Source organism: Legionella sheltonii (assembly GCF_026191355.1).
Lineage (GTDB): Bacteria > Pseudomonadota > Gammaproteobacteria > Legionellales > Legionellaceae > Legionella > Legionella sheltonii.
Window position 1 is genome coordinate 190,703 of the sequence record NZ_JAPHOQ010000001.1, and the last position, 19,480, is coordinate 210,182.

The window sequence follows — 19,480 nt, forward strand, 5'->3', positions numbered from 1 at the left end:
GGCTTATTTTTTGTCCTTAATTTCCTTGATTAGTTCTTCGCGTGCCGCAGAATCTTTAACAATAGCATCCAGTCTGCGTCGAAACTCCGGAATATTTCCCAGTGGGCCCTTTAGTGCTTTTAATGCTTCTCGTATCTCAAATAGTTTTTGTAACTGTGGGACTTGATGTAGGATTCCATCAGGATCAAAGTCTCTCATTGTTTCAAATTTTAAGTCAATGCTTACGGTATCATCTTTATTTTTGCTAAAACGATTCGGTACGCGTAGGGATAATTTAATGTGGTGTTCTTTGAGCACATCATTAAAATTGTCTTTGTTAATATTTACGGTTCGACGCTTTTCTAAAGGAGTATTGTCTCCTCCAGGATAGAACTCACCGAGAACGAGTTGTCGTAGAGGAAGTTCAATTTCCTCCTCAACCCCTTCTATCAACGCTTTATAAACAATATTAATACGTTCTTTTGGAGCGACAGATTGTTCCTTGTTCGTCATTTTTTATCCTTAATAAATCGAATTCGTTATAATAAACAATCCTGTAATAATAAAAAATTAGCATAAATTTCAGGATTTACAAAGTTATTCCAAAACATTTCAACAATCTTAAAGGGGGTAATTTATTCATTTGCTTCTGCGATATAACCCGGAGTATGTATTGTGGGGCCCAATACGTGGCCTGTATCGGCTAGTTGCACTGCCTTGCCCGCTTTTGCCAAAACAGGAGAAACAAGTGATTCATTGGCTTTACTCAGCTGATTGACCAAAGTTGCTCCTGCCTCTGCAGCTGCTTCCAACCCAGGAATCTCTTCTTTAGCTGCAACCCAGGCTGCAGCTGCGGATGCTTTAAGCGTTGCTGTTAAACCGGTAGCCATTACCAATTCCTCTTCAACAATAGCCTCAGCTAGTGCTGCCGCTGCATCTGCTGCTTCCCCAGCACCAGGACCGAGTTCAGCCATGGGTCCTCCAGACATCTCGCCTGATATATTGACAATGGCGCTTGCCAAATTTATTGTTGGCGCAGCTAAGGTTATTGCTGATTCTGCTACAAACTCAAGTGCCGGTGCTTGTAAGGTAATTGCACCATCGGTAATGGTAATGGAGCTGGTGCCTACAGTCAGTGAAATGCTTGCTTCGGCTTCCAGCATAACAACAGGAGCCGTTTTCAAACTCGTAGAGCTGTCTTCTTCGTAGCGCCAACCACTTGTGAGTTTCACTTGAAATCCAGATGTTACGTCAATCGTGGCACCTGTTCGTTCAATAAAATCTAGCCCAAGTACAGATTGGGCTCTTGCACCATAATAAACGTAATAAGCGGCTCCCTTATTCGAGTAAGATGTAACCCCCCAGACATCAGTGAAGTTGTTCCCGCCAATCGACTGAGCTTGATGTCCAGATATGTCAGTTATAGAGTCTTTCTCAATACGTTGATATGCATTACTTTTCGTGTTAAGAAAAAAACCTGCATCAAGTTTTGATTCAAATACATTATCGGTCCCCAGAGTGAGGGTGGTCTCATTATGAGGTGTTGACAGTTGTATCCCTTTGGTATCGCCATCTTGTTCGTTAATAAAGAACAGATTTTCTTCTTTAGTATAGAGCCCCATATAATTTTGATTTTTTGAGGTAATGACGTTTCGATGCGTGGAATTACTCACTGTACCCAGTAAGATCGGTAGATCAGGATTACCAAATTGAAAGCCGATTAATACTTCATCGCCTTTACGAAGTGGCAGGCTGAATGCGTATTGGTCGCCAATATAGGATTCCATTTTGCGTACCCATCCCGATCCTTTCCCTGGCTTGTCATCACTAATGGCAATTCGAAATTTGTAGAATCCCTTTTTGCTGATTTGGACGGTATTATCATCGCCCTCATGATCGACAAAACCGGGCAACATGCCATTGATGCGCGGAGTACGATCTTGGATGGTCTGTCGGTAGGCGATGGATTTATTGATCGCTTTATACTCACATTTAAAATAATCTTCAGGGTGGTGTTCCTCGCCACTGTGAAGTGATGCAAAGGAGCGCTTTTGCGAGCCATGATAAGTACTTTCAACAATCAACATTGGACAATTTAATGAAGCCACTTTGAAATTTTTATGGTGAATGATTGTTCCTGGATTAATGAATGATCCTGAAGAAATTCCCGTTAAAATTTCTTTTTTCCATTGATAACTTTCGCTAATGAATTTCGCTAATTGCTGATTCTCCTGATTACTTTTGATGTTCTCTGCCCAATACATTATTTCGCCGTGGCCCATTGCATCAATAATCGCCTTCGAAGAATAGGGTTTTGATGATTGCTCTGAATTATAAGCTTTGACGGTCACCTTTTGTGGCAGTGCCTCGGTAGTCAATTGAAAATTGTATACCAAATTTGCGGTAGGGTTATTTTGACTGGCCATAGTATAAGACTGGTAATACATTTCATGGATGTCTTGATTATTCTTTAAAGTAGAATTGGTATCAGTTATGACCAGTTTTTCCTCGTTTTTATCCTGGCTAAAATAATAAAATAATCCTTCAAACTCCATCCAGCGGGTAATAAAATCCCAATTGATTTCATTGTATTGAAAAATAAACGCTCTGGGTTTATGTTCCATGATTAAGTCCAGTTCGACTTGTGTCATTCCATTTTTATTTAATATTTGTTTAATAACTTGAGGTATTGATTTATTAAGAAATACCTCTGTATTACGGATGTGTTGTAGACGATGAACTTTAGGCATGAATTGAATTTTATAGCGGTGATACTTATCGTAATTATCAAGTTGAGTAAAAGATACAACCTCACCATTCAACGGGGTTGTCCCCCCCCCTTTTTTAGCAAAGCTTAATTGCACTTTTTGACTCATCACTTGTTGCGCATGAATGGGGGTTTTGCTCACAAACTCAACGGTAAAGCGATATAATGAGGAAATAGCCAGTGTGCCTGCAAATTCGATGACAATGATTTCTGACTGAGCGCCGCCTGGGATTTGTAATTTGGGCATCAATACCTTGGCTTGCATGAAGACTCCTGTTGCCTTGATTGTTACGGTATATGAAAAACATCCTGTTCTAAAAGAATGAGGTTTTTGCACTATAAGGGATGCATTGACAATAACGAAGGATTCTCATTCATGTCAAGGCAGATCAGTATGCTTACCCCGGAAGGACAGGCATTTAGATTAAAATGTATAACCACCTGGATATTGATTATTAAAATCTCTTGTGTATCTCATTGACAACCATTAGTACATCACGCATATTGTCAGCAACGCTCGAAGTTGATTGTTGCATTAGGACTATTCTTCAAAGATGAAGATATTTAAAGATAAATCACACACCGTAATCACCTTCAATTACCGACATCAAGGCAAATCAAAATTAGCCATTACGATCATGGCCATGTTTTCTTTCGCAAAGCAAAATCAATTCCTAAGTTATGCTGATTTTTGGCGTGTCGCCAAAAAAACTTTTAATTTTAATCAAGGCGAATTTATTGATTTGCATATGGCAAAGCAAAGAGCGGAATTTTTGGTTAAAGGCTCTTGCTACAGCTATGATAGTGAAACTCGCCAAAGTTTTGTGAAAATCATATTGGATAATCTGGAGAAACAACTTACTGTATGGGGCGACAGACGATGGATAAAAGACGATACACGCTACCATTTATCTCAACCTAATACCTTTGACAAAATACCCATTACTTTACACAATGCTTATGGTGGTATTGGTCATGCACTCAATCCTGATGGGAGAGGACTTGCGCCTATGGATTTGATTACTGACATCAATTTGCCTAATGTGGAATTACCTGGGCAATCGATAAAACAGCCAACCGATATCCCTGTGCCTGCATTATTATTGCCTCACTCACCAACCTGCACGCAACAACTGAGCAAATTCGGAACGATTGATAACGATTGGCTACGCAATGAAAGTCCTTACTATCCCCAAGATATTGATTGGCTCTATTTTAATCTCGCCCCAGCAGATCAACAAAGAGAACATTTTTTTAAAGGGGATGAGACATTTTCGTGTACTCATATGCATCCCGAGAAAAAAATCATCAATGGTCAATTGCCTGGGGTGCGCCTACGCTGTTTTTATAAACGGATTGGTAGTATTGACCGCCTGAGCGAACTGAATGTGAATCTGGATACCCTTTGGCTACTGCCCGATCAAGAAAAAGGAATACTTATTTGGCATGGTATCATCGATACACAAGATATTGCTGCTAATGACATTGAGTTTATTTATAGTGCCAATGAAATTTTGGCCGAAGCACCTAAGGATATCGATTTTTATGCGAACCTGCGCAGCAAACCTAAAGAGGCAATCCCAAGAAAAGCACGCAGCGATTCCAGTACTACGAATCAATCCTCTCTAAGGGGAATGGGTTTTAATTTAGAGGCGGAAATAAATGAAATAGCAGAACATTGGTTCCCAGAAAGGAAAAAATTTTTGGAGCAAAACGAAGCGCTCAAGATATTTCAGGGAAAAACGCCGGCAGAGTCTTTAATGGCAATAGAGCGCTATTATAAAAATCGCAACCAAGCATTACCAGCACACGCTTCATTTAAAAATATTCTCAGGACCGAAGCACACACTGAAAAAAGCCCTTATGGAGGGAATCGACACGGGCGGCAGTTTCTGGATTTTCTTAAACAGCAGATTACTAATAGAACTTCTACAACATCATCACCCACCGAAGCGTTGGGTCGGATTGAGAAGTTGGAACAACAGATTGAATACCTGGATAAACTCAGTGCGATAACTCAATTTCGATCAGGGGCACCTGGAAAATCAACACATTCACGTGAGGAAGTTGTGGCGGGTTTTAAACAGGGAAAAAATTTTTCTGGAGAAAATTTGGCAGGGATTGATTTATCCGATTTGGATTTATCAGGGATTAATTTATCCGGGTGTAATTTAAGCGAATGTAATTTGACCCGTACCCGATTAACTCAAGCCAATTTATCGATGGCCACATTATTCCATGCTAATTTATCTGAGACACAGTTGGCTTATGCCAATTTAATCCACGTGCTAATAAAAAACGCTTCTTTAGATGGAGCAAATTTTTCAGAATGTGCTCTGCAACATGCATTGATTGAAGACTGTTCCGGTAAAAAATGTAATTTTGCAAATGCTATTTTAAATCGAGTACATTTTAAGAAATGCCACTTAAGTAAGGGACACTTTGTTGGCATAAAAGCTAATTTTCTTGATATTGTAGACAGTAGATTTGAGGAGAGTGATTTTTCTCAAGCGAGAATGCAATTTGCGAACGTTCATCAAGGGAGTTGGAGCAGGATTAATTTCACCAAAGCAGATTTGTCTCGCGCGCTTTTCGAAGGCATTCAATTATCCGAGGTGGTCGGGAATAATTTAAGCGCCCCCCATCTCTCGCTAACTAATTGTTCTATTGAGAAGCTCGTTCTGAATAACAGTCAGTGTGAGCGCCTTAGTTGTAAAGGGTCAACCATTTCTGAGAGTACTTTTTCTCGTAGTGCATTAACCGGATTCAATTTGCAGAACGCCAAAGTGGTACAAAGCCGTTTCATCAATTGCAACCTGACTCAAATACGTGGCAATGAACTGACCAAAATATCAACGAGTCATTTTGAACAGTGCAATCTGAGCAATTCGGCATTACTCGGCGGTCATTATGAAGAACTTGCTTTTAGTGACTCCACCCTGGATGCATCTCAGCTGGTGAAAAACTCCTGGAAAAAAGCCAGTTTCCGCAAATGCAGTGCGAAAAAATTCAGGTTTGTGAACTCAAAGATTGATTCGTGTTCGTTCCAAGACATCAATTTCTTTCAAGGTATATTCCATAGCTCAACTTTTCAAAATACTGAATTTAATCATTGTAATTTATACAGTATTGCGTTCACCGATTGCCAAAGAAGGGAGGTAACAATTCAGGATTGCCTCGTGAAAAATATTGCTTTGAATCAGGAGGAGCAGTCCTCATGAATGCTGAAGAATTGGCAACAAATCTGGCGCAAAGAAAAATCGTCAAAAAAGTTTTGTTTGACTCCATAACCCTTGAAGGTATTGAAGCAAGACGTGCTGTATTTGTGGAGGTCGAATTTAAGAAAGTCGTGTTTAAGAATGTGAAGTTTATCGCTTCTGTTTTTGAAAAATGCCGATTTGAACAGGTTACATTTGAAGCATGCGACATGCAGCTGTGTACGGTTATTTCCTGCACCATAAACCATTTAACCAGTACTCAAACTAATTGGAGTTCTTCTATGTTTCAATTAAATGAAGGAACCATTTCCCTCCATGCAACAGAATCCAATTTTTCGAAGAGCAAATTGCTTGGTCATCAATTGCAAAAGAGTCATTTTAAAAATTGCACGTTGAACCAAACAAATCTTTCAAAATGTGATGTATCTGAGTGTGTGTTCATCAATACAACCATGGAAAAAATTACCGCAAAAAACACACGCTTTGTTTCTGTTTTATTTGATACAGTTAATTTAACGGCAGCAAATTTTCAGGCCAGTGAATTCAATAAAATAAAATTCAATCACTGCAATCTTTTTAGAAGCCTATTTATTGATGCGAAGATTTATGAGTCTGATTTTTCTGTAGCCTCAGGAATAAAACAGATCAATTTATTTAAAGCAACAATTAATCAAACCACGTTTAAGGGAATGGACTTGGCACCAGCGGTTTTGCAGAAAACTCAATTAAATGGGGTCGATTTTTCCCATTGTCACCTCAATCAATGCAATTTGAGTCAGTCCCAAATAAGCCATTGTCTTTTTGTTGCTGCCGATTTAACGCAGTCCTTGTTTGAAGAGTCAGAAATTCAGCATTCTTCATTCACTAAGGCGGTACTCAATTACGCTCGCTTCAATAACAGTCATTTAACGGCTTGTGACTTCACCGAAGCAAAATTAAACCTGGCTTCTTTACACCATGTTACTGAAGAACAGGTCAATTGGGCGCGTGCAGAGCGCGATAATGTATTGACAACAAACCCAGAATTATTGGAAGCAGAACAGTGGTCATAGAAAGAAAAAAGGAGTCCATAATGCTTGAACCCGAATTAACAATTACCGGCTCTCAAGGTGAATTAGTGAAAGGAAAAATTAAATTTTTTTCAGGTGATGGATATCATATCTTGATTCAAGGTCATTTAGTGAATGCTCAACCTGCATTTTCATGCGTTATCACTCCTATAGTTGATGATGAAGTGTTGTTGTTTAAAGAGGCAAATAATTATTATATTTTGTCGATTATCCATCGTCCCAAACCTGCTCCGGTGACCATGAAGCTAGGGGAGCACTTGAGTCTTATTGGCGAGAATCACGATTTAAAATTGAATGCTCCTCATATTCATTTGGTTGCTCAAGAAACCATAAATTTAAGTTCGTCCACCCAAAATATTGATTGCAATCAAGGGACATTTTCAATAAAAAATGCTTCATTTAAAGGGGATGTACTTAACTTTTCATATCAATCATTAAATCTGATGTGCCACTACATTCAAACGATTAGTGACACAATCAATACGCAAGCAATACGTTTTTATCAGCAAATCAATGAACTCGAGCATCAATTAATAGGCCACTTACGAAGTATTGTAAAACACACCTATCGGATCGATTGTGATGAAATGGAAATTTATGCTCAGGGTGATGCAAAGATTGCAGCGAAACAAGTTCAGTTAGGATAAGTAAAATGACAATGGCGTGTATGATAGGTGGAGAAGTGATGACTCCGGGCCCAATTGATGTATGCAAAATGCCCCCGCGCGGAACTCCTAACCCGTTTATGAATATTGGTACCTGGCTCACGTGCGTTGATTTCGTGCCCACGGTATTAATCAACGCATCCCCAAGCTGTAATACAGGAACTATTATTCCTGAATCGAATGGGGATCAAGCGGGGACCATGGGTGGCGTTATTTCAGGCACATTTATGGCTTTAGTGACCCCCTTAACCGGTGCCTTTAATGTACTTATAGATGGCTTACCTGCAAATAATCTAGGGATGACGGTTACTTTGTCAAATGATACGAACACCATGGGCATTTATTCGGTGCCCTCGCAAACAGACGTTATTGCACTGTAAATGGGGAGCCTGGGTTGGGCGTAAGCCGTACTTCGCTTGGTTATTAAGTCGATTGAAGTCCAACAAGCGGCTTGCACTTGGCTTAGCATCTTGTTACGGTCTGATTGTTTTATAAGTGAGGTTTAATTTGCTCATATACGGAAGCTTCTATCCCAATATGGAAAAAGCCATCGAAAGCATGTAAGGGTAAGTCCATTACTTGCGCAAAAGTATGATAGATAGAGTTACTATTAACGGTCGCAGATAGAGGAATAGTGAATCCAGCGAAAGGATAATCAAGATCTAAATCATTAATTGCCTTTACCGCGTTTATTGCGCGTAGCCAATGGTGCACGCAATCCTCTTTTTGATATACGGTGAAGTAAGCATGAATAGGCAGTGCAAAAGAACTGAGTGGTAAACCATGTTGATGCGCGAACCGGGGATCATAAGTAAGGCCAAATGCCCTTAAACTATGGTCTCTGCGGTAGCCAATAGGTACAATGCATCCAGTACTTCGTGACATAGCAAGGCCATGCAATTGGGCGATTACCGTATTTCGCTCCAGATCTCTTAAAGTCCAAAAGTCATGCACAAAACAATTAAAATAAGGGATGGGTAAACGAAACATAGCCGCTTGAATGCAATAGGTCATAAAAATCTCCCGTTCAGTCGTGTCCCTGATTGAATTTCCTAATCTCTTTTTTTTCGTTATCCCTAATACATTGAGTATAGAAGCTATTTCATATCGGGTAACAGTCCTATTTTGTGAAGTATGAACCTAAGAAAGCGTTAAGGATAAATGTGCTAAAATTATTCTAAATGAACAATATTTGGTGGTGCTACAATGGCTGAGCCGATTTCTAATCTGCGCCATTATGATGGATACATACATAGGTGGATGAGCAAAGCGATAGCTGAGATTCTAAGCTTAGATGAAGATCCGATCAGTATGGTATGTCCCGATGCTTTTTTAATTTTAAGCAAAGCCGAAAGGCAGGCCTGTCGCAATAGTCAACGCACTGATCAAGAATGTTCAATTTTAGACGTACTTACCGATGAGGACTTATTAGAAGTGATTGCTGAATTTAAAAAATCACTTCCCAACGTTTCGGCAGAGATCGAAAGAATGAACAAGGAGGTAAAAGGCCTCGCGCTACTCAGACAGGAACATGAAGATATAGTAAGGACGATGAGAGGCAACAGTGCAGCCATTAGTAACAAGCAAGGCAAATTACGTCTGCCTCCCCCTGAGGAACCCGGAGGCTGGAGTAAGTTTATTGCTGATAAGAACCCTGGACCATTCAAGAGTCTATTCTTATTACTTGTACCCAAAAAATCAGTCGAGGCGGCGCAAAAACTATGTGATGCGTATGAATTAGCATCGCAAGCTCGTGAAGGATTAGTTGCTCAAATCGAAACCCTCACAAGGAAAAATACAACGTTAAAGTCTGATTTAGATTCAAAACAAGAAGAAATTCAGAAATTAGAAACCAAGCAAAAACAACTTAAAGGATTAAAAAAACATAAAAAAACTTTGGACCAAGGTGTTAAAGAATTAGAAAAAAATGCTAATAAGCTAGAACTTTATGCAAAACCAAAGCAGAGGACTCAAACTGTAGCGCAGAAACAAAATGAGGAGGACGATGATTTGCAGTTTTCCATGGAGATGTAACTCATTGGTCAAAAACCAATGAACCATGAGATTAAACTTGTGACGTTTTCATTGGGTCGATTAACTGCAAAACAGGACGTGCTCTCAGGATAAACAACCCCATTATTAACATAAACTATGCCTCGCCCCTAAATCTACGGATGGAGTATTTCTATGGTGCCGTTTTTTCGTTTTGAAAAGCCCATGAGTCTTCAATGATGCGCCAACCTCAGTATTTTGACTCATCTCAATGCGACCTTCAATTTCTACAGGATTATCAACGGTTAAGTCGTGATGATTTTCTGCGTTGCTATTATCTTCTCCTGGATTGCTCGCAATTTCTATCTCCGTTTCGGAATGATTATCAAGCTCTGAAAAGGGAACAAACTCTGAATCGCTATGAGTCCCTGAACTATTATCCAGTTCATGGTCTATTTTTTTCTGAGCATTTGTTTTATTTCGCACTTGTTCACTTAAGTATTCAGCCATTGCGGTTTGATTGCTTGCAGCTGCTTTATTAACAGCCATTTTTAATGATTTCTTTTCGGGCGAATTGGTTGAAAGTTCACATAAATAACGAACAATATCGGGTTTTTTATGTTTTACTGCCAAAATTAATGCCGTCTCAACAGTGCGCTGGTTGAGCGCGCTCATTTCATAAGTACAGATACATCCAACACTATCCAGGTTCCCCATTTTCACTGCGAGAAGAAATGACTCTCTTATAGCCAGTTTACTTGGAGCATGTTGATGTGAACGACATAATTCAATAAATAGTTCTACCCGGTTATTTTTAACTGTCTCAAGCAATGCTTGATTGACACCGCGTTGAGTCGGCTGATTTGGGGTAGTCATGGAGCAAAAAAATTCAACAGGTCCTCGTTTTCCTGCTTTTGCTGCGGCTACCAGCCCATGATTTATTGAAGATTGTTTTGGAGGGTTAGTGGATAAATTACATAAATGACTAATAATGTCCATATGCTCATAGATACTTGCTTGTGCCAAGGCTTCTCCAAGTATTGCTGGGGGGAATTGTTTAGAAAACTCAGCAAGGCTTTGAACCACGGGTAAATTGCCCTCTTGGCACGCTTTTACAAATACGCGCTGAATGGTCTGCGCACTAGGGGCATTGGTTGATGAAAGGCAAAGTTTTTTCATTGCCTCCAGCTGCATGGTATTTGCTGCGTGGGTAAATGCTTTTTCGATAGCCACAAGAGAGGGGGGATTTTTCTCTGATTGAGCGATAAACAAGGCGATATCCCAATGCCCTAGTTCAATCGCTGCCTGAAACAGCTTATTAATCCCTGATTGTTTTGGCATATTATCCGCAGAATAATAAAACAATTGAATAACACCCAGTTGATCATAGGTAATTGCCGCATTGAGAATGTGAATCAGTTCTGTTGAGGATGGCTCATAATCATAAGTGCTTAAAAGATACTTTATAACTTTTAATTGGCCTTGTCCTGCAGCCAGGAAAATTATTTTTTCGAGCTCTGCTGAGCTCAATTGTACCTTATTGTTTCGACAAAGATGATCTACAACGCGCCATTGATTTGATCTTGCCGCAGTTCTTATCGCTTTATTCAATGTGTTGGGGGCAATTTGATCTTCTAAAAGAGCGATTAAACCCAAATTGCCATGTTGGGCCGCTTTGATAAAAATTGTTTTGCCTTCATATTCTTTTGCTGCCCAATTATGCCGTTGTATTGGCTCATCTTCTAAAAGTTTAAGAATTTGCTCTCGGATGAACTCATCATCGATGACGGCAAGAATTTCAATCAAAACCCGTTCGTACTCACTGACTTCATCAGCAACTACCGGCGCTAAAGACAGGGCATCGATAAAGGCATTTAAATCAAAATGTTGCCCATGACAAAGGAAAGCGACTTCAGCTATTTTTGCTTGAAGAGCATATTTATTATCGAGTTCATACTTTGCTTGTGGTTTGATTAAATCCAATACGCTCAGTTTGCGAGTTGCATGAAGCCAGGTATCTTCGATGAGATGATAATTGTCGCTACTTAATGTGGGTTCGCGCGTTTGGGCGATAATGCACGTATTCACGTATTGCTTTATTGCTTCACTTTTTTGGTCAATGATTCGCCCGCAATCTGGGTATTTTCTTAACCGGCGTAGTAATTTTTCGTCTTCCAGCAACATTGGATGCAGCGCAAGGTTATCGAGAATTGCCTCAAATACACGTTCAGTCACAGGATTTTTTTCCTTAGACAACATCGAGAATAAGGCCATCAATTGAAAAATAATTTCGGGATCCGACGTATTTCCTAGCGTGATTTGTTGAATAAAGCGAGTGACATTTTCTTCATTGATCTGCTCTAAAAGCTTCGGTTTATAGGGTAATAGATAAAATACCGCACCTTCATTGTTGGATAAAAGTTGTTGTGCGGTATCATCATCGATTAAATGAGCCAAGTGTTCTAAAGTTTGAGGGGAAAATTCCCGGGCAACAAGAGCAATAATAGTCGGTAACTCATGCGCAATAACTTGAGGTTGATTTAAGGTTTGGTTTAATGTGTGTAACCATTTTGAATTATTTTGTTCCTCTGAAGTGATCGCCGCGATAAGAAATTGTTGGCCAAAGAGTTTGTGTAACGCTAAAAAATTGGTTGGTTTTAAAGAAAATTGTAAAGGGGGTACTGAGCGAGGAATATCCTGTAATTTATTCTTGCTCAAAGTTCCGTCGAGTGCATAGTGCTGAAATGCTTGCTCATCGCTACGTGTTTGTCTCGCTGCTTCCAGGAGGGGCTTGGTTTCCGGAAAGTGATTGAGTAGAGCAAATAAGTGAAAAATTTCATTGTCTTCCGAGTACAAAGTAAATAAATGGTATTTAAGAAAGTCATGAAATAAGTAGGTTTGTAGAATTTGTTTCGTAGTGACATTACGCTGTAAAAGCCAGAGTATTAATGCAGCAAACAACTCGGGTTCGCTGACCCATTCTCGACATAATCCAATGATTCCTAGTGGATTTTTTTGATTGGCTAATTGTTCGTTTAAACGAATTAAATGGTTTTCAACTTGTTTAATTGATTCATTACGTTTTTGTTCATGCAACTCAAGTACAACGCGTTTTTGAATTTCAGGATGATTTTTAAATAAAGCTTCATTGCCTTGATAAAAAGAAAGGAGTTTGTTTTTATCTGTTTGCAATAAGGCAAAAAATAATTCATTCCATCGAGCGCCTAGATACGCTATTTCCGGTTGAGATTTAGATAACACATATTTAAATGTGATTAAAAATAAAGAACTTGCCGAATCTTCAACAAATTTTTGGCTGCAAAATTCAAGATAATCCATGAACCTTTGGTGCTGTTCTAATTTGTTTATGAGTTCATCTGTTTTTTGGCTATGGAATTTAGCAAGGCGTATCTCAGCCAAAAGTCTTCGGTGTGTTGCTTTTGCCTGGATTTGTTCTGATTCGAGAAGATTTCTGCAAAGGTAGTGATCGGAAAGATGAAGTGATTCTTCATTGGCATGAAGCCAGTTAAACAGCTCATTAATGATCATCTTTTGGCTCGAGCGGGTAAAGATAGCATAAGATGTACTACAAATAATCTCTAGTCAAGATATTATTTGGACTTTAAGATGCTAATTTGTTCTTGATGTTATTTTAATGCGTGCTTTATTTAGAATGAATCTAAACAGTAATGAAATTAGCCAAAAATAAAATAAGAATTGAGAAAAAATTGTGTCAAACATGGTGAAGATGGATGGAAAAATTTGATGAGATTCTATCTCAGGGGGCAGCGCCTAGAGCCCTCATCCTACTGGCGGAAGAATAGGGGATACTCGGGGGGTGAGGTCTTCTCAAGCTAAAATAAATAATGGGCTAGTGAATCTAATGAAATACAAAAAAATTAAGTCTGATTAATGGGCATAACCAGACTTATATTGCAGACTAATACGAGGAGAGTAACCACATCCTTGTGGCATAGCGTCTTCCATGATGCTATAAATTCCCTTTAAGACATCCACTGTCATTCCTCGTTGACTTAAGCATAACAAACTGTTCTAAATTATCATCGCTTTTTTATCTCATATTCGTGTAAGAAATTTCTCAAAGTGACAGTACAATAAATCCTTATCAATTTTTAAAATTGAGCTACAGTATGGGAGCCTAACTCCATTGCTCAATTGCAGCAAACGGTACAAATACCTTCAGGCTTCCCCAGGAATTACTCCAGAACACATCACCATCAGTTCCGTCACCATCCGAGTATCCCCATACCCATAAGTTATACAAACGATCACTGGTTGCTTGAAAATAAAGTGTACTTTGGGCTACGGGAAATAATTCGTCATCATCTGAGTTTGAGTGATCTTCAGACCAACCTGTTCCATCACTCCATAGTTGAAAGCGGGGATCTTGTTCAATACGAACATCATTACCATTAAAATCAAAACTAATGATCCGAATTGCAAGAAAGCCATCACTATGTGCCGTGGGGCCCAAATTGGACCAATCGTGCCATGCAAAACTGTATTTTATGAAGGGCGAAAAGCGAACCCAGGTACTCTCAGCAATCGGTCTAAAAAATATCCCCACACCGGAAGCGCCTAATGCGGTACCACCACTAAAAACACTGTAGTCAGCGATAAAGCGACCATCTGCCTTGGATGCCTCTGCTTGGCCTCCTGTATTATCATGAACTAACGAATCAAAGGTCCATTCAAAATCATATGGAGGAGCGGTCACAATAAGCAATGAGCCACTTTTTATTTTGGGTTTTATTTTAGGATAGGTCGGTAAAACCAATTTAGTCTTTGAATGCTCAGATATTTTCCGCAATTCCTTAAGACTTTTTTGTGCCTCTTTATCTTCATAAATGAGTTTCGCTAAAGGGTTAAAAATGGTGGTATAATGCTTTAATTTCTCCGCATTGATAGACTCACGTAAGTCCATCTTTTTTTTGAGCTCTTGCTCTATATAATCCATTCCTTTTAAAGCAATATTTTGTGAAAAAGGTTTGCCATTAATAGCAACAATCCGCTGGCGTGTATCATCATGATTTCTATCGTCCATGGCTTCTCTCCTTGAACTGGTAACTCCTTCCTAGGAGTTAAATTTCCTCCTCTTTTTTGTCATTAAACAATCCTTATTGATTAATATTGCGTCAATAAGTATAGCATATTTTTCAGCACTTACTGGGTTGAAAACCGATTTCACTAATCAGCACATATTCGTTTTCTGTATTACTCGTCATGTAAATTTTAGATTTTTTTCCATTTCGATTTGTTCCCATTTATCAATAGGAAAATTTATGGTCCAAGGCTTGGCGGGTTGTGGTAAAACGGTTTCTGTGCAGTACTCTTCTAAATCTTCAGTTGAAATATGCTCAATATGGAATTCATCAACAAGGAGCTGATGTGCCTCCTCAAAATCAGTCACTATTTTTTGAATGGAATCATTCCCTTCGCTTTTAGAGAATTTTAATTGTTTCGATTGGGCATCCCAAGCTAATGATTTACGACCATGTTCAGTAATGATCCCAATTACAGTTTTAGAATCGCGTATTCCAATTGCCAAGGGATAACGCTCCAGTTTGAGTAAGTTCATTGCTGCTTTTTCTTGACTTATAGGACATAAATTAGTCTGCATTAAGCGAAGCCATCCCTGTCTTGTCTTTTTCTCGAGCACATAAACGTTATCAATCGAGTGAAACTTGAATTCATCTTCATTTTGACTTATCGACTCATCTTTTCCGGTAATCCGTATCGGAAATCGAGGTGCGGAAGAACCGAGGCCGGGATCTAAAAGAAATTTTTGTTCATCAATTTGTACCGTTAAAATGAGATGCGTGGGAGGAAGCTGAAGTATTTCGGGTGAATTGACTAGTGCCCCCATAAGAACCCGCGCAGCACAAAATGAAACGGCATACCCTAGTTGTGATAATGCATCTAATAATAAGGCAGCTGTTTGAAAACAATATCCACCATGAGCCGCGGTAAGTAAATTTTTATAGCTAAAAAAAGATAATGAATCTCTATAGACAGGGTGCTGGCGAGAAATTTTCCTTAATTCAAAATTTGAATAGGGAAAGGTTTGAACATGCGCAAAATAGATGGCGTTTAAATAATTGATTTTCTCCTCACTGGATGCTTTATCTGGTAAGGGAGCAATTTTTATTGTTTGCATGTACTGTTTTAAGTTTATTTTCATGGTGAATATTCGACCTATTGTTTCATTATAACGGTACTTAATATTGTGGATTAATTCCAGTAGGGTAATGAAGTGCAGCGCACAAAATTATAACCATCCTCCATGCTGCGGATCTTTTCTCACTTCCCCAGTGCAATGAGTGATCTCCTCATTGTGATATGGTGCTGTAATATGGAGAGCCCATCGCTATGCTTGGGATGACGGGAGCGGGGGAAAAAGGTCGCTTTTAACTTTAAAAATTTCCTCACCCGCTTGTAGGAGAAGGCAGGAATTGAAGGCATCTCTTATCTTCCCTGATTATTCACATGAACTTCACGCACTAAAGCGAGCCATGCTTGCGCAGCTTCAGAAAGATAAGCGTTTCTGCGCCATGTCATTGCCATATTCCATTGAAGTTCTTTTTCTTTAAGTAACAGAGAATGAATTTGGCTGTGTTGCCTTTGCATCGCAATCATTCGTGGCAAAAAAGTAACCCCAAGACCTGCAGAAACCAGCTCTAACATAAAATCTATTTGACTGCTTTGTGCCACTATTTTGGGCTCGAAACCTATTTGGTGGCTCGCATCCATAATCATTCGATGTAAAGCAAAACCACTACCGAAAAGAATAAAAGGAATCTCTTTTAGCTCAGATAAAGAAACGGAATGTTTTGTTGCTAATGGATGCTTTGATGCTAAGAGCGCAACTAAGGGTTCAGAGCGGATCGGTTGACAATCAAACTCTTCAGGAATGGGCAATAAGGTTCCCGCGAAGTCTATGTCTCCTGCCCGCAAACATTCCGCGAGCTTATCACTTCCATGTTCAATGAGCTCAACCTCAATACCAGGATAAAGCTGGTTATAACGAGCAAAAAGGGGGGCAAAAAGAGTGCTACTCCCTACCGGAGAAATACCTAGGCGTAATCGTCCTTGCTTCAAGCCACGTATCTCATCAAGTTCTTTCAGAAGATCATCCCGCTCTGCAATTAGTTTGAGCCCTCGGTGATAAACAATTTCACCCGCTTTCGTAGGTACATTACGTTTCTTAAATCGCTCAATGAGAGGAAAACCCAATTCATCTTCAAGCTGTTTTATTGCTTTACTCACCGTTGACTGAGTAGTAAATAGGAGCTCCGCTGCTTTGGAAAAACTTCCTTGGCGTACGACTTCGACAAATGTACGAAGTGGTTTAAATTCCATAATGATTCCAAAATAGAATGAATACAAGTCTATAAATTCATTTTATTCATAATAAATAAAGATGTACACTTATTTGAAAGAATAATGGTCATAACGGCTGAATATATGTCATTAAAATGTGTAAAAAACCCCCTGTTCCAAGTGGGATTGGTTTGCCTATTTTGGCTGGCAAGCGATCTGGTTGTTAAGCTTACCAAACTACCTGTGCCTGCCGGCGTCCTGGGCTTAGGTGTGGTTTTGCTTCTTTTGATGACCCAATGCATGATATTAGACACTATAAAGCGTGGTACAGAACTACTCCTTGGGGATATGCTGCTTTTCTTTGTTCCAGCGGTGCTTGCAGTCCTGGAGCATCATGAGTTTTTGAGTGTCCTGGGTCTTAAAATTCTGTTTGTTATTGTGTTAAGTACACTTTTGGTGATGTTAGTTACCGCGGTGGTTGTGGATTGCTGTTATCGTTGGAGAAATGCTCATGTTCCGTCATCTACTGACTAACTCCGCGACCCACACGGTCTTTTGGTCCTTTATAACCATAAGCCTGTACTTTATTGTTAAACAAATGTACCGCCGTTGGTCATTTTGGTGGCTTATGCCGCTTATTCTTACCCCCCTTCTGATTGCAGTGATGATTCATCTATTGCATGTTAGTTATCAGGATTATTTTCGAGGAACACAATGGTTGGTCTTATTACTTGGACCAGCTACTGTCGCCTTTGCAATTCCTATATATGAACAACGTATGCTCATTCGTAAACACTGGCCCGTGCTGTCCATTGGTGTCATTACTGGAAGTTTAACTGCCGTACTCTCAAGTTGGGCATTAGCTGTTCTTTTAGGCCTTGATGAAAATTTACGCTTGAGCTTATTACCGCGATCGATTAGTACACCATTCGCAATCGAAGTCTCTCGTGCCATTGGCGGTACACCTGATCTGACGGCCATTTTCGTTATTATTACGGGTATTTTGGGAGCCGTTATTGGTGAGCTTATCCTCATGTATGTATCGTTCAATTCATCCCTTGCCCGAGGTGCTTTTTTAGGTGTTGGCGCACATGCAGCAGGAACTGCCCAGGCGCGTAAAATAGGGCAAACCGAAGGGACAATTGCAAGCTTGGCGATGATCTTAGTTGGCCTGTTAAATGTACTTCTTCTTCCTTTTATTCGCTATTTTCTGAAATAACAATTCTCCATTCTCGCCCAATCCCACGTCATCTCGAGCATAACGGGTGTATTCCCTAGCCGACTCCTGTGCTACAGCGCGGAAGTCACTGGTTGTTCTCAAGATGACGTGTGGCGATTGTGAACCGGCATTAAATTTTGGTTGTTAATCAATCCTTAAGCTTATTTGTTTTAAACTGATAAAAAGCGAAAGAGGAGACTACCATGTCAAACAAAAAATTCACTGAACGTTTGAACCAGGAGCTCGATGAGCTTGGTGTTCCTGAGTTAATGACTGAGCGCGTACAAGTATGCTCCAAATTATTTCAATTACCTAAATTTAAAATTGAAGCGCTTTTGCACGGTGTTGTTGCTTTAGATGGCGATTCCATGCAAAAAATTGCCGATGAACTTGAAGTCAGTGCCGATTGGTTGTTTGGCAACGATAAAGAAAAAACAAAGCTTCATTAGCTCTTAATAAGCCCAGTTCGCTATTCTCTGGGCTTATGACAAGGAGTTTTGTGGGTTAGCTAACACGGGTCTTATGTGCAAACTGCTCCGATTCTTTGTCGATGTTTAGTGCAGCTTGCGCCAATGAAATAATGCCATCTAGTGAACGTGCAATCTCACCTTGAGTAAATGGGGTGAATGAATTGGTAGTATAGGCTGAATACAACATAGCTAATGGAAATAGAACTGAAAATACTACTTGCCTCATCGATTCACAAAAATAAGCTGCTGTATCCAAGAAAAATTCAGGGCTTCCACTCTATTCAGAATGAGATAAACAATAAGGAATCGCACCCAGAGTACCGATCAATAACCTGATTGCAATCAGGTTAAGGATGATTTCTTAACCTGATCGAATCTGTTTTGTTTGTTATTGTAGGATTCGGTGGAACGTGTTGACTCCGTGATTGATTACATCCACACCGTTAGCAACCCTGGGAATTGTAGAGTTGGGTGAGAAAAATGCGAGTCCCGCTTGAATTCCTCGAACGATGTTGGCACCTGCGGCCCAATTATTTAATGTATTTGGGGCGATTGCTTCGAACGCATGAATTGCAACATCCGGGAGATACTCTATTACTGCCGCTTCTGGATTATTGATGTATTGATACATAACAAGCCCAGCAACCAATGCATTGTAGCCTCGATATACAGTGCTCCAGCTTAACAGGTTATACATAGTCACCGATTTTGAGGTTGCTGCTGGTTGTTTTTCATAAGCCATGTTCACTACTCCTTGTT

General features: G+C 39.7%; 17 protein-coding genes. 8 read left to right on the top strand and 9 right to left on the bottom strand.

Going from position 1 to position 19,480, the window contains the following annotated elements; genetic code table 11:
- Positions 1 to 3: 3 nt before the first annotated feature.
- Complete coding sequence (gene tssB, locus OQJ26_RS00815) at positions 4 to 492, bottom strand: type VI secretion system contractile sheath small subunit (protein ID WP_265702009.1); 489 nt, start codon at positions 490 to 492, stop codon at positions 4 to 6.
- Positions 493 to 614: 122 nt separating this feature from the next.
- The gene (locus tag OQJ26_RS00820) at positions 615 to 3,011 is read right to left on the bottom strand and encodes a type VI secretion system Vgr family protein (RefSeq protein ID WP_265702010.1); all 2,397 of its coding nucleotides are present in this window, start codon (positions 3,009 to 3,011) and stop codon (positions 615 to 617) included.
- Between the two features lie 289 nt (positions 3,012 to 3,300).
- Between OQJ26_RS00820 and OQJ26_RS00825 the strand changes: the two genes are divergently transcribed.
- Genes OQJ26_RS00825 through OQJ26_RS00840 form a run of 4 tightly spaced genes read left to right on the top strand, consistent with a single transcriptional unit; the run spans position 3,301 to position 8,079 of the window.
- The gene (locus OQJ26_RS00825; RefSeq protein ID WP_265702011.1) at positions 3,301 to 5,967 is read left to right on the top strand and encodes a DUF2169 family type VI secretion system accessory protein; all 2,667 of its coding nucleotides are present in this window, start codon (positions 3,301 to 3,303) and stop codon (positions 5,965 to 5,967) included.
- Positions 5,964 to 7,016, top strand: a complete 1,053-nt coding sequence (locus tag OQJ26_RS00830) for a pentapeptide repeat-containing protein (protein ID WP_265702012.1) — start codon at positions 5,964 to 5,966, stop codon at positions 7,014 to 7,016. The genes OQJ26_RS00825 and OQJ26_RS00830 overlap by 4 nt, the downstream gene beginning before the upstream one ends.
- 20 nt (positions 7,017 to 7,036) lie before the next feature.
- Complete coding sequence (locus OQJ26_RS00835) at positions 7,037 to 7,681, top strand: DUF3540 domain-containing protein (protein WP_265702013.1); 645 nt, start codon at positions 7,037 to 7,039, stop codon at positions 7,679 to 7,681.
- Between the two features lie 5 nt (positions 7,682 to 7,686).
- Positions 7,687 to 8,079 (top strand): PAAR-like domain-containing protein, encoded by a 393-nt coding sequence (locus OQJ26_RS00840; protein WP_265702014.1) that lies wholly within the window; start codon positions 7,687 to 7,689, stop codon positions 8,077 to 8,079.
- A gap of 109 nt (positions 8,080 to 8,188) precedes the next feature.
- On the opposite strand, the gene OQJ26_RS00845 is transcribed toward OQJ26_RS00840, so the two are convergent.
- Complete coding sequence (locus tag OQJ26_RS00845) at positions 8,189 to 8,713, bottom strand: hypothetical protein (RefSeq protein WP_265702015.1); 525 nt, start codon at positions 8,711 to 8,713, stop codon at positions 8,189 to 8,191.
- Positions 8,714 to 8,905: 192 nt separating this feature from the next.
- Between OQJ26_RS00845 and OQJ26_RS00850 the strand changes: the two genes are divergently transcribed.
- Positions 8,906 to 9,733, top strand: coding sequence for a hypothetical protein (locus OQJ26_RS00850; RefSeq protein ID WP_265702016.1), 828 nt, complete (start codon positions 8,906 to 8,908; stop codon positions 9,731 to 9,733).
- A 105-nt stretch (positions 9,734 to 9,838) separates the two neighbouring features.
- On the opposite strand, the gene OQJ26_RS00855 is transcribed toward OQJ26_RS00850, so the two are convergent.
- The 4 genes from OQJ26_RS00855 to OQJ26_RS00870 form a co-directional block, all read right to left on the bottom strand.
- Positions 9,839 to 13,240: an ankyrin repeat domain-containing protein gene (locus tag OQJ26_RS00855; RefSeq protein ID WP_265702017.1), complete on the bottom strand. Its 3,402-nt coding sequence runs from the start codon at positions 13,238 to 13,240 to the stop codon at positions 9,839 to 9,841.
- Between the two features lie 610 nt (positions 13,241 to 13,850).
- The gene (locus OQJ26_RS00860; RefSeq protein WP_265702018.1) at positions 13,851 to 14,756 is read right to left on the bottom strand and encodes a hypothetical protein; all 906 of its coding nucleotides are present in this window, start codon (positions 14,754 to 14,756) and stop codon (positions 13,851 to 13,853) included.
- 177 nt (positions 14,757 to 14,933) lie between these two features.
- Positions 14,934 to 15,893 carry an arylamine N-acetyltransferase gene (locus OQJ26_RS00865; protein WP_265702019.1) on the bottom strand — a complete coding sequence of 320 codons (960 nt, stop codon included), beginning with the start codon at positions 15,891 to 15,893 and terminating at the stop codon, positions 14,934 to 14,936.
- 284 nt (positions 15,894 to 16,177) lie between these two features.
- A complete protein-coding gene (locus tag OQJ26_RS00870) occupies positions 16,178 to 17,071 on the bottom strand; it encodes a LysR family transcriptional regulator (RefSeq protein ID WP_265702020.1) in 894 nt (297 codons plus the stop codon).
- Between the two features lie 105 nt (positions 17,072 to 17,176).
- Between OQJ26_RS00870 and OQJ26_RS00875 the strand changes: the two genes are divergently transcribed.
- The 3 genes from OQJ26_RS00875 (at position 17,177) to OQJ26_RS00885 (ending at position 18,700) form a co-directional block, all read left to right on the top strand.
- Complete coding sequence (locus tag OQJ26_RS00875; protein WP_265702021.1) at positions 17,177 to 17,566, top strand: CidA/LrgA family protein; 390 nt, start codon at positions 17,177 to 17,179, stop codon at positions 17,564 to 17,566.
- Positions 17,544 to 18,251 (top strand): LrgB family protein, encoded by a 708-nt coding sequence (locus tag OQJ26_RS00880; RefSeq protein WP_265702022.1) that lies wholly within the window; start codon positions 17,544 to 17,546, stop codon positions 18,249 to 18,251. Before OQJ26_RS00875 ends, OQJ26_RS00880 begins: the two co-directional genes overlap by 23 nt.
- Before the next feature lie 203 nt (positions 18,252 to 18,454).
- On the top strand, positions 18,455 to 18,700 hold the full coding sequence (locus OQJ26_RS00885; RefSeq protein ID WP_265702023.1) for a hypothetical protein: 246 nt from the start codon (positions 18,455 to 18,457) through the stop codon (positions 18,698 to 18,700).
- Positions 18,701 to 18,755: 55 nt separating this feature from the next.
- On the opposite strand, the gene OQJ26_RS00890 is transcribed toward OQJ26_RS00885, so the two are convergent.
- Positions 18,756 to 18,947, bottom strand: a complete 192-nt coding sequence (locus OQJ26_RS00890; RefSeq protein WP_265702024.1) for a hypothetical protein — start codon at positions 18,945 to 18,947, stop codon at positions 18,756 to 18,758.
- Between the two features lie 162 nt (positions 18,948 to 19,109).
- On the bottom strand, positions 19,110 to 19,463 hold the full coding sequence (locus tag OQJ26_RS00895) for a hypothetical protein (RefSeq protein ID WP_265702025.1): 354 nt from the start codon (positions 19,461 to 19,463) through the stop codon (positions 19,110 to 19,112).
- Positions 19,464 to 19,480 lie beyond the last annotated feature (17 nt).

Bases quoted from the DNA above. Each gene is read 5' to 3' on its own strand.
- tssB (WP_265702009.1), bottom strand. From the start codon at position 492: ATGACGAACAAGGAACAATCTGTCGCTCCAAAAGAACGTATTAATATT.
- OQJ26_RS00880 (WP_265702022.1), top strand. From the start codon at position 17,544: ATGTTCCGTCATCTACTGACTAACTCCGCGACCCACACGGTCTTTTGG.
- OQJ26_RS00855 (WP_265702017.1), bottom strand. From the start codon at position 13,240: ATGATCATTAATGAGCTGTTTAACTGGCTTCATGCCAATGAAGAATCA.
- OQJ26_RS00825 (WP_265702011.1), top strand. From the start codon at position 3,301: ATGAAGATATTTAAAGATAAATCACACACCGTAATCACCTTCAATTAC.
- OQJ26_RS00890 (WP_265702024.1), bottom strand. From the start codon at position 18,947: ATGAGGCAAGTAGTATTTTCAGTTCTATTTCCATTAGCTATGTTGTAT.
- OQJ26_RS00850 (WP_265702016.1), top strand. From the start codon at position 8,906: ATGGCTGAGCCGATTTCTAATCTGCGCCATTATGATGGATACATACAT.
- OQJ26_RS00820 (WP_265702010.1), bottom strand. From the start codon at position 3,011: ATGCAAGCCAAGGTATTGATGCCCAAATTACAAATCCCAGGCGGCGCT.
- OQJ26_RS00870 (WP_265702020.1), bottom strand. From the start codon at position 17,071: ATGGAATTTAAACCACTTCGTACATTTGTCGAAGTCGTACGCCAAGGA.
- OQJ26_RS00830 (WP_265702012.1), top strand. From the start codon at position 5,964: ATGAATGCTGAAGAATTGGCAACAAATCTGGCGCAAAGAAAAATCGTC.
- OQJ26_RS00885 (WP_265702023.1), top strand. From the start codon at position 18,455: ATGTCAAACAAAAAATTCACTGAACGTTTGAACCAGGAGCTCGATGAG.
- OQJ26_RS00860 (WP_265702018.1), bottom strand. From the start codon at position 14,756: ATGGACGATAGAAATCATGATGATACACGCCAGCGGATTGTTGCTATT.
- OQJ26_RS00875 (WP_265702021.1), top strand. From the start codon at position 17,177: ATGTCATTAAAATGTGTAAAAAACCCCCTGTTCCAAGTGGGATTGGTT.
- OQJ26_RS00865 (WP_265702019.1), bottom strand. From the start codon at position 15,893: ATGAAAATAAACTTAAAACAGTACATGCAAACAATAAAAATTGCTCCC.
- OQJ26_RS00840 (WP_265702014.1), top strand. From the start codon at position 7,687: ATGACAATGGCGTGTATGATAGGTGGAGAAGTGATGACTCCGGGCCCA.
- OQJ26_RS00895 (WP_265702025.1), bottom strand. From the start codon at position 19,463: ATGGCTTATGAAAAACAACCAGCAGCAACCTCAAAATCGGTGACTATG.
- OQJ26_RS00845 (WP_265702015.1), bottom strand. From the start codon at position 8,713: ATGACCTATTGCATTCAAGCGGCTATGTTTCGTTTACCCATCCCTTAT.
- OQJ26_RS00835 (WP_265702013.1), top strand. From the start codon at position 7,037: ATGCTTGAACCCGAATTAACAATTACCGGCTCTCAAGGTGAATTAGTG.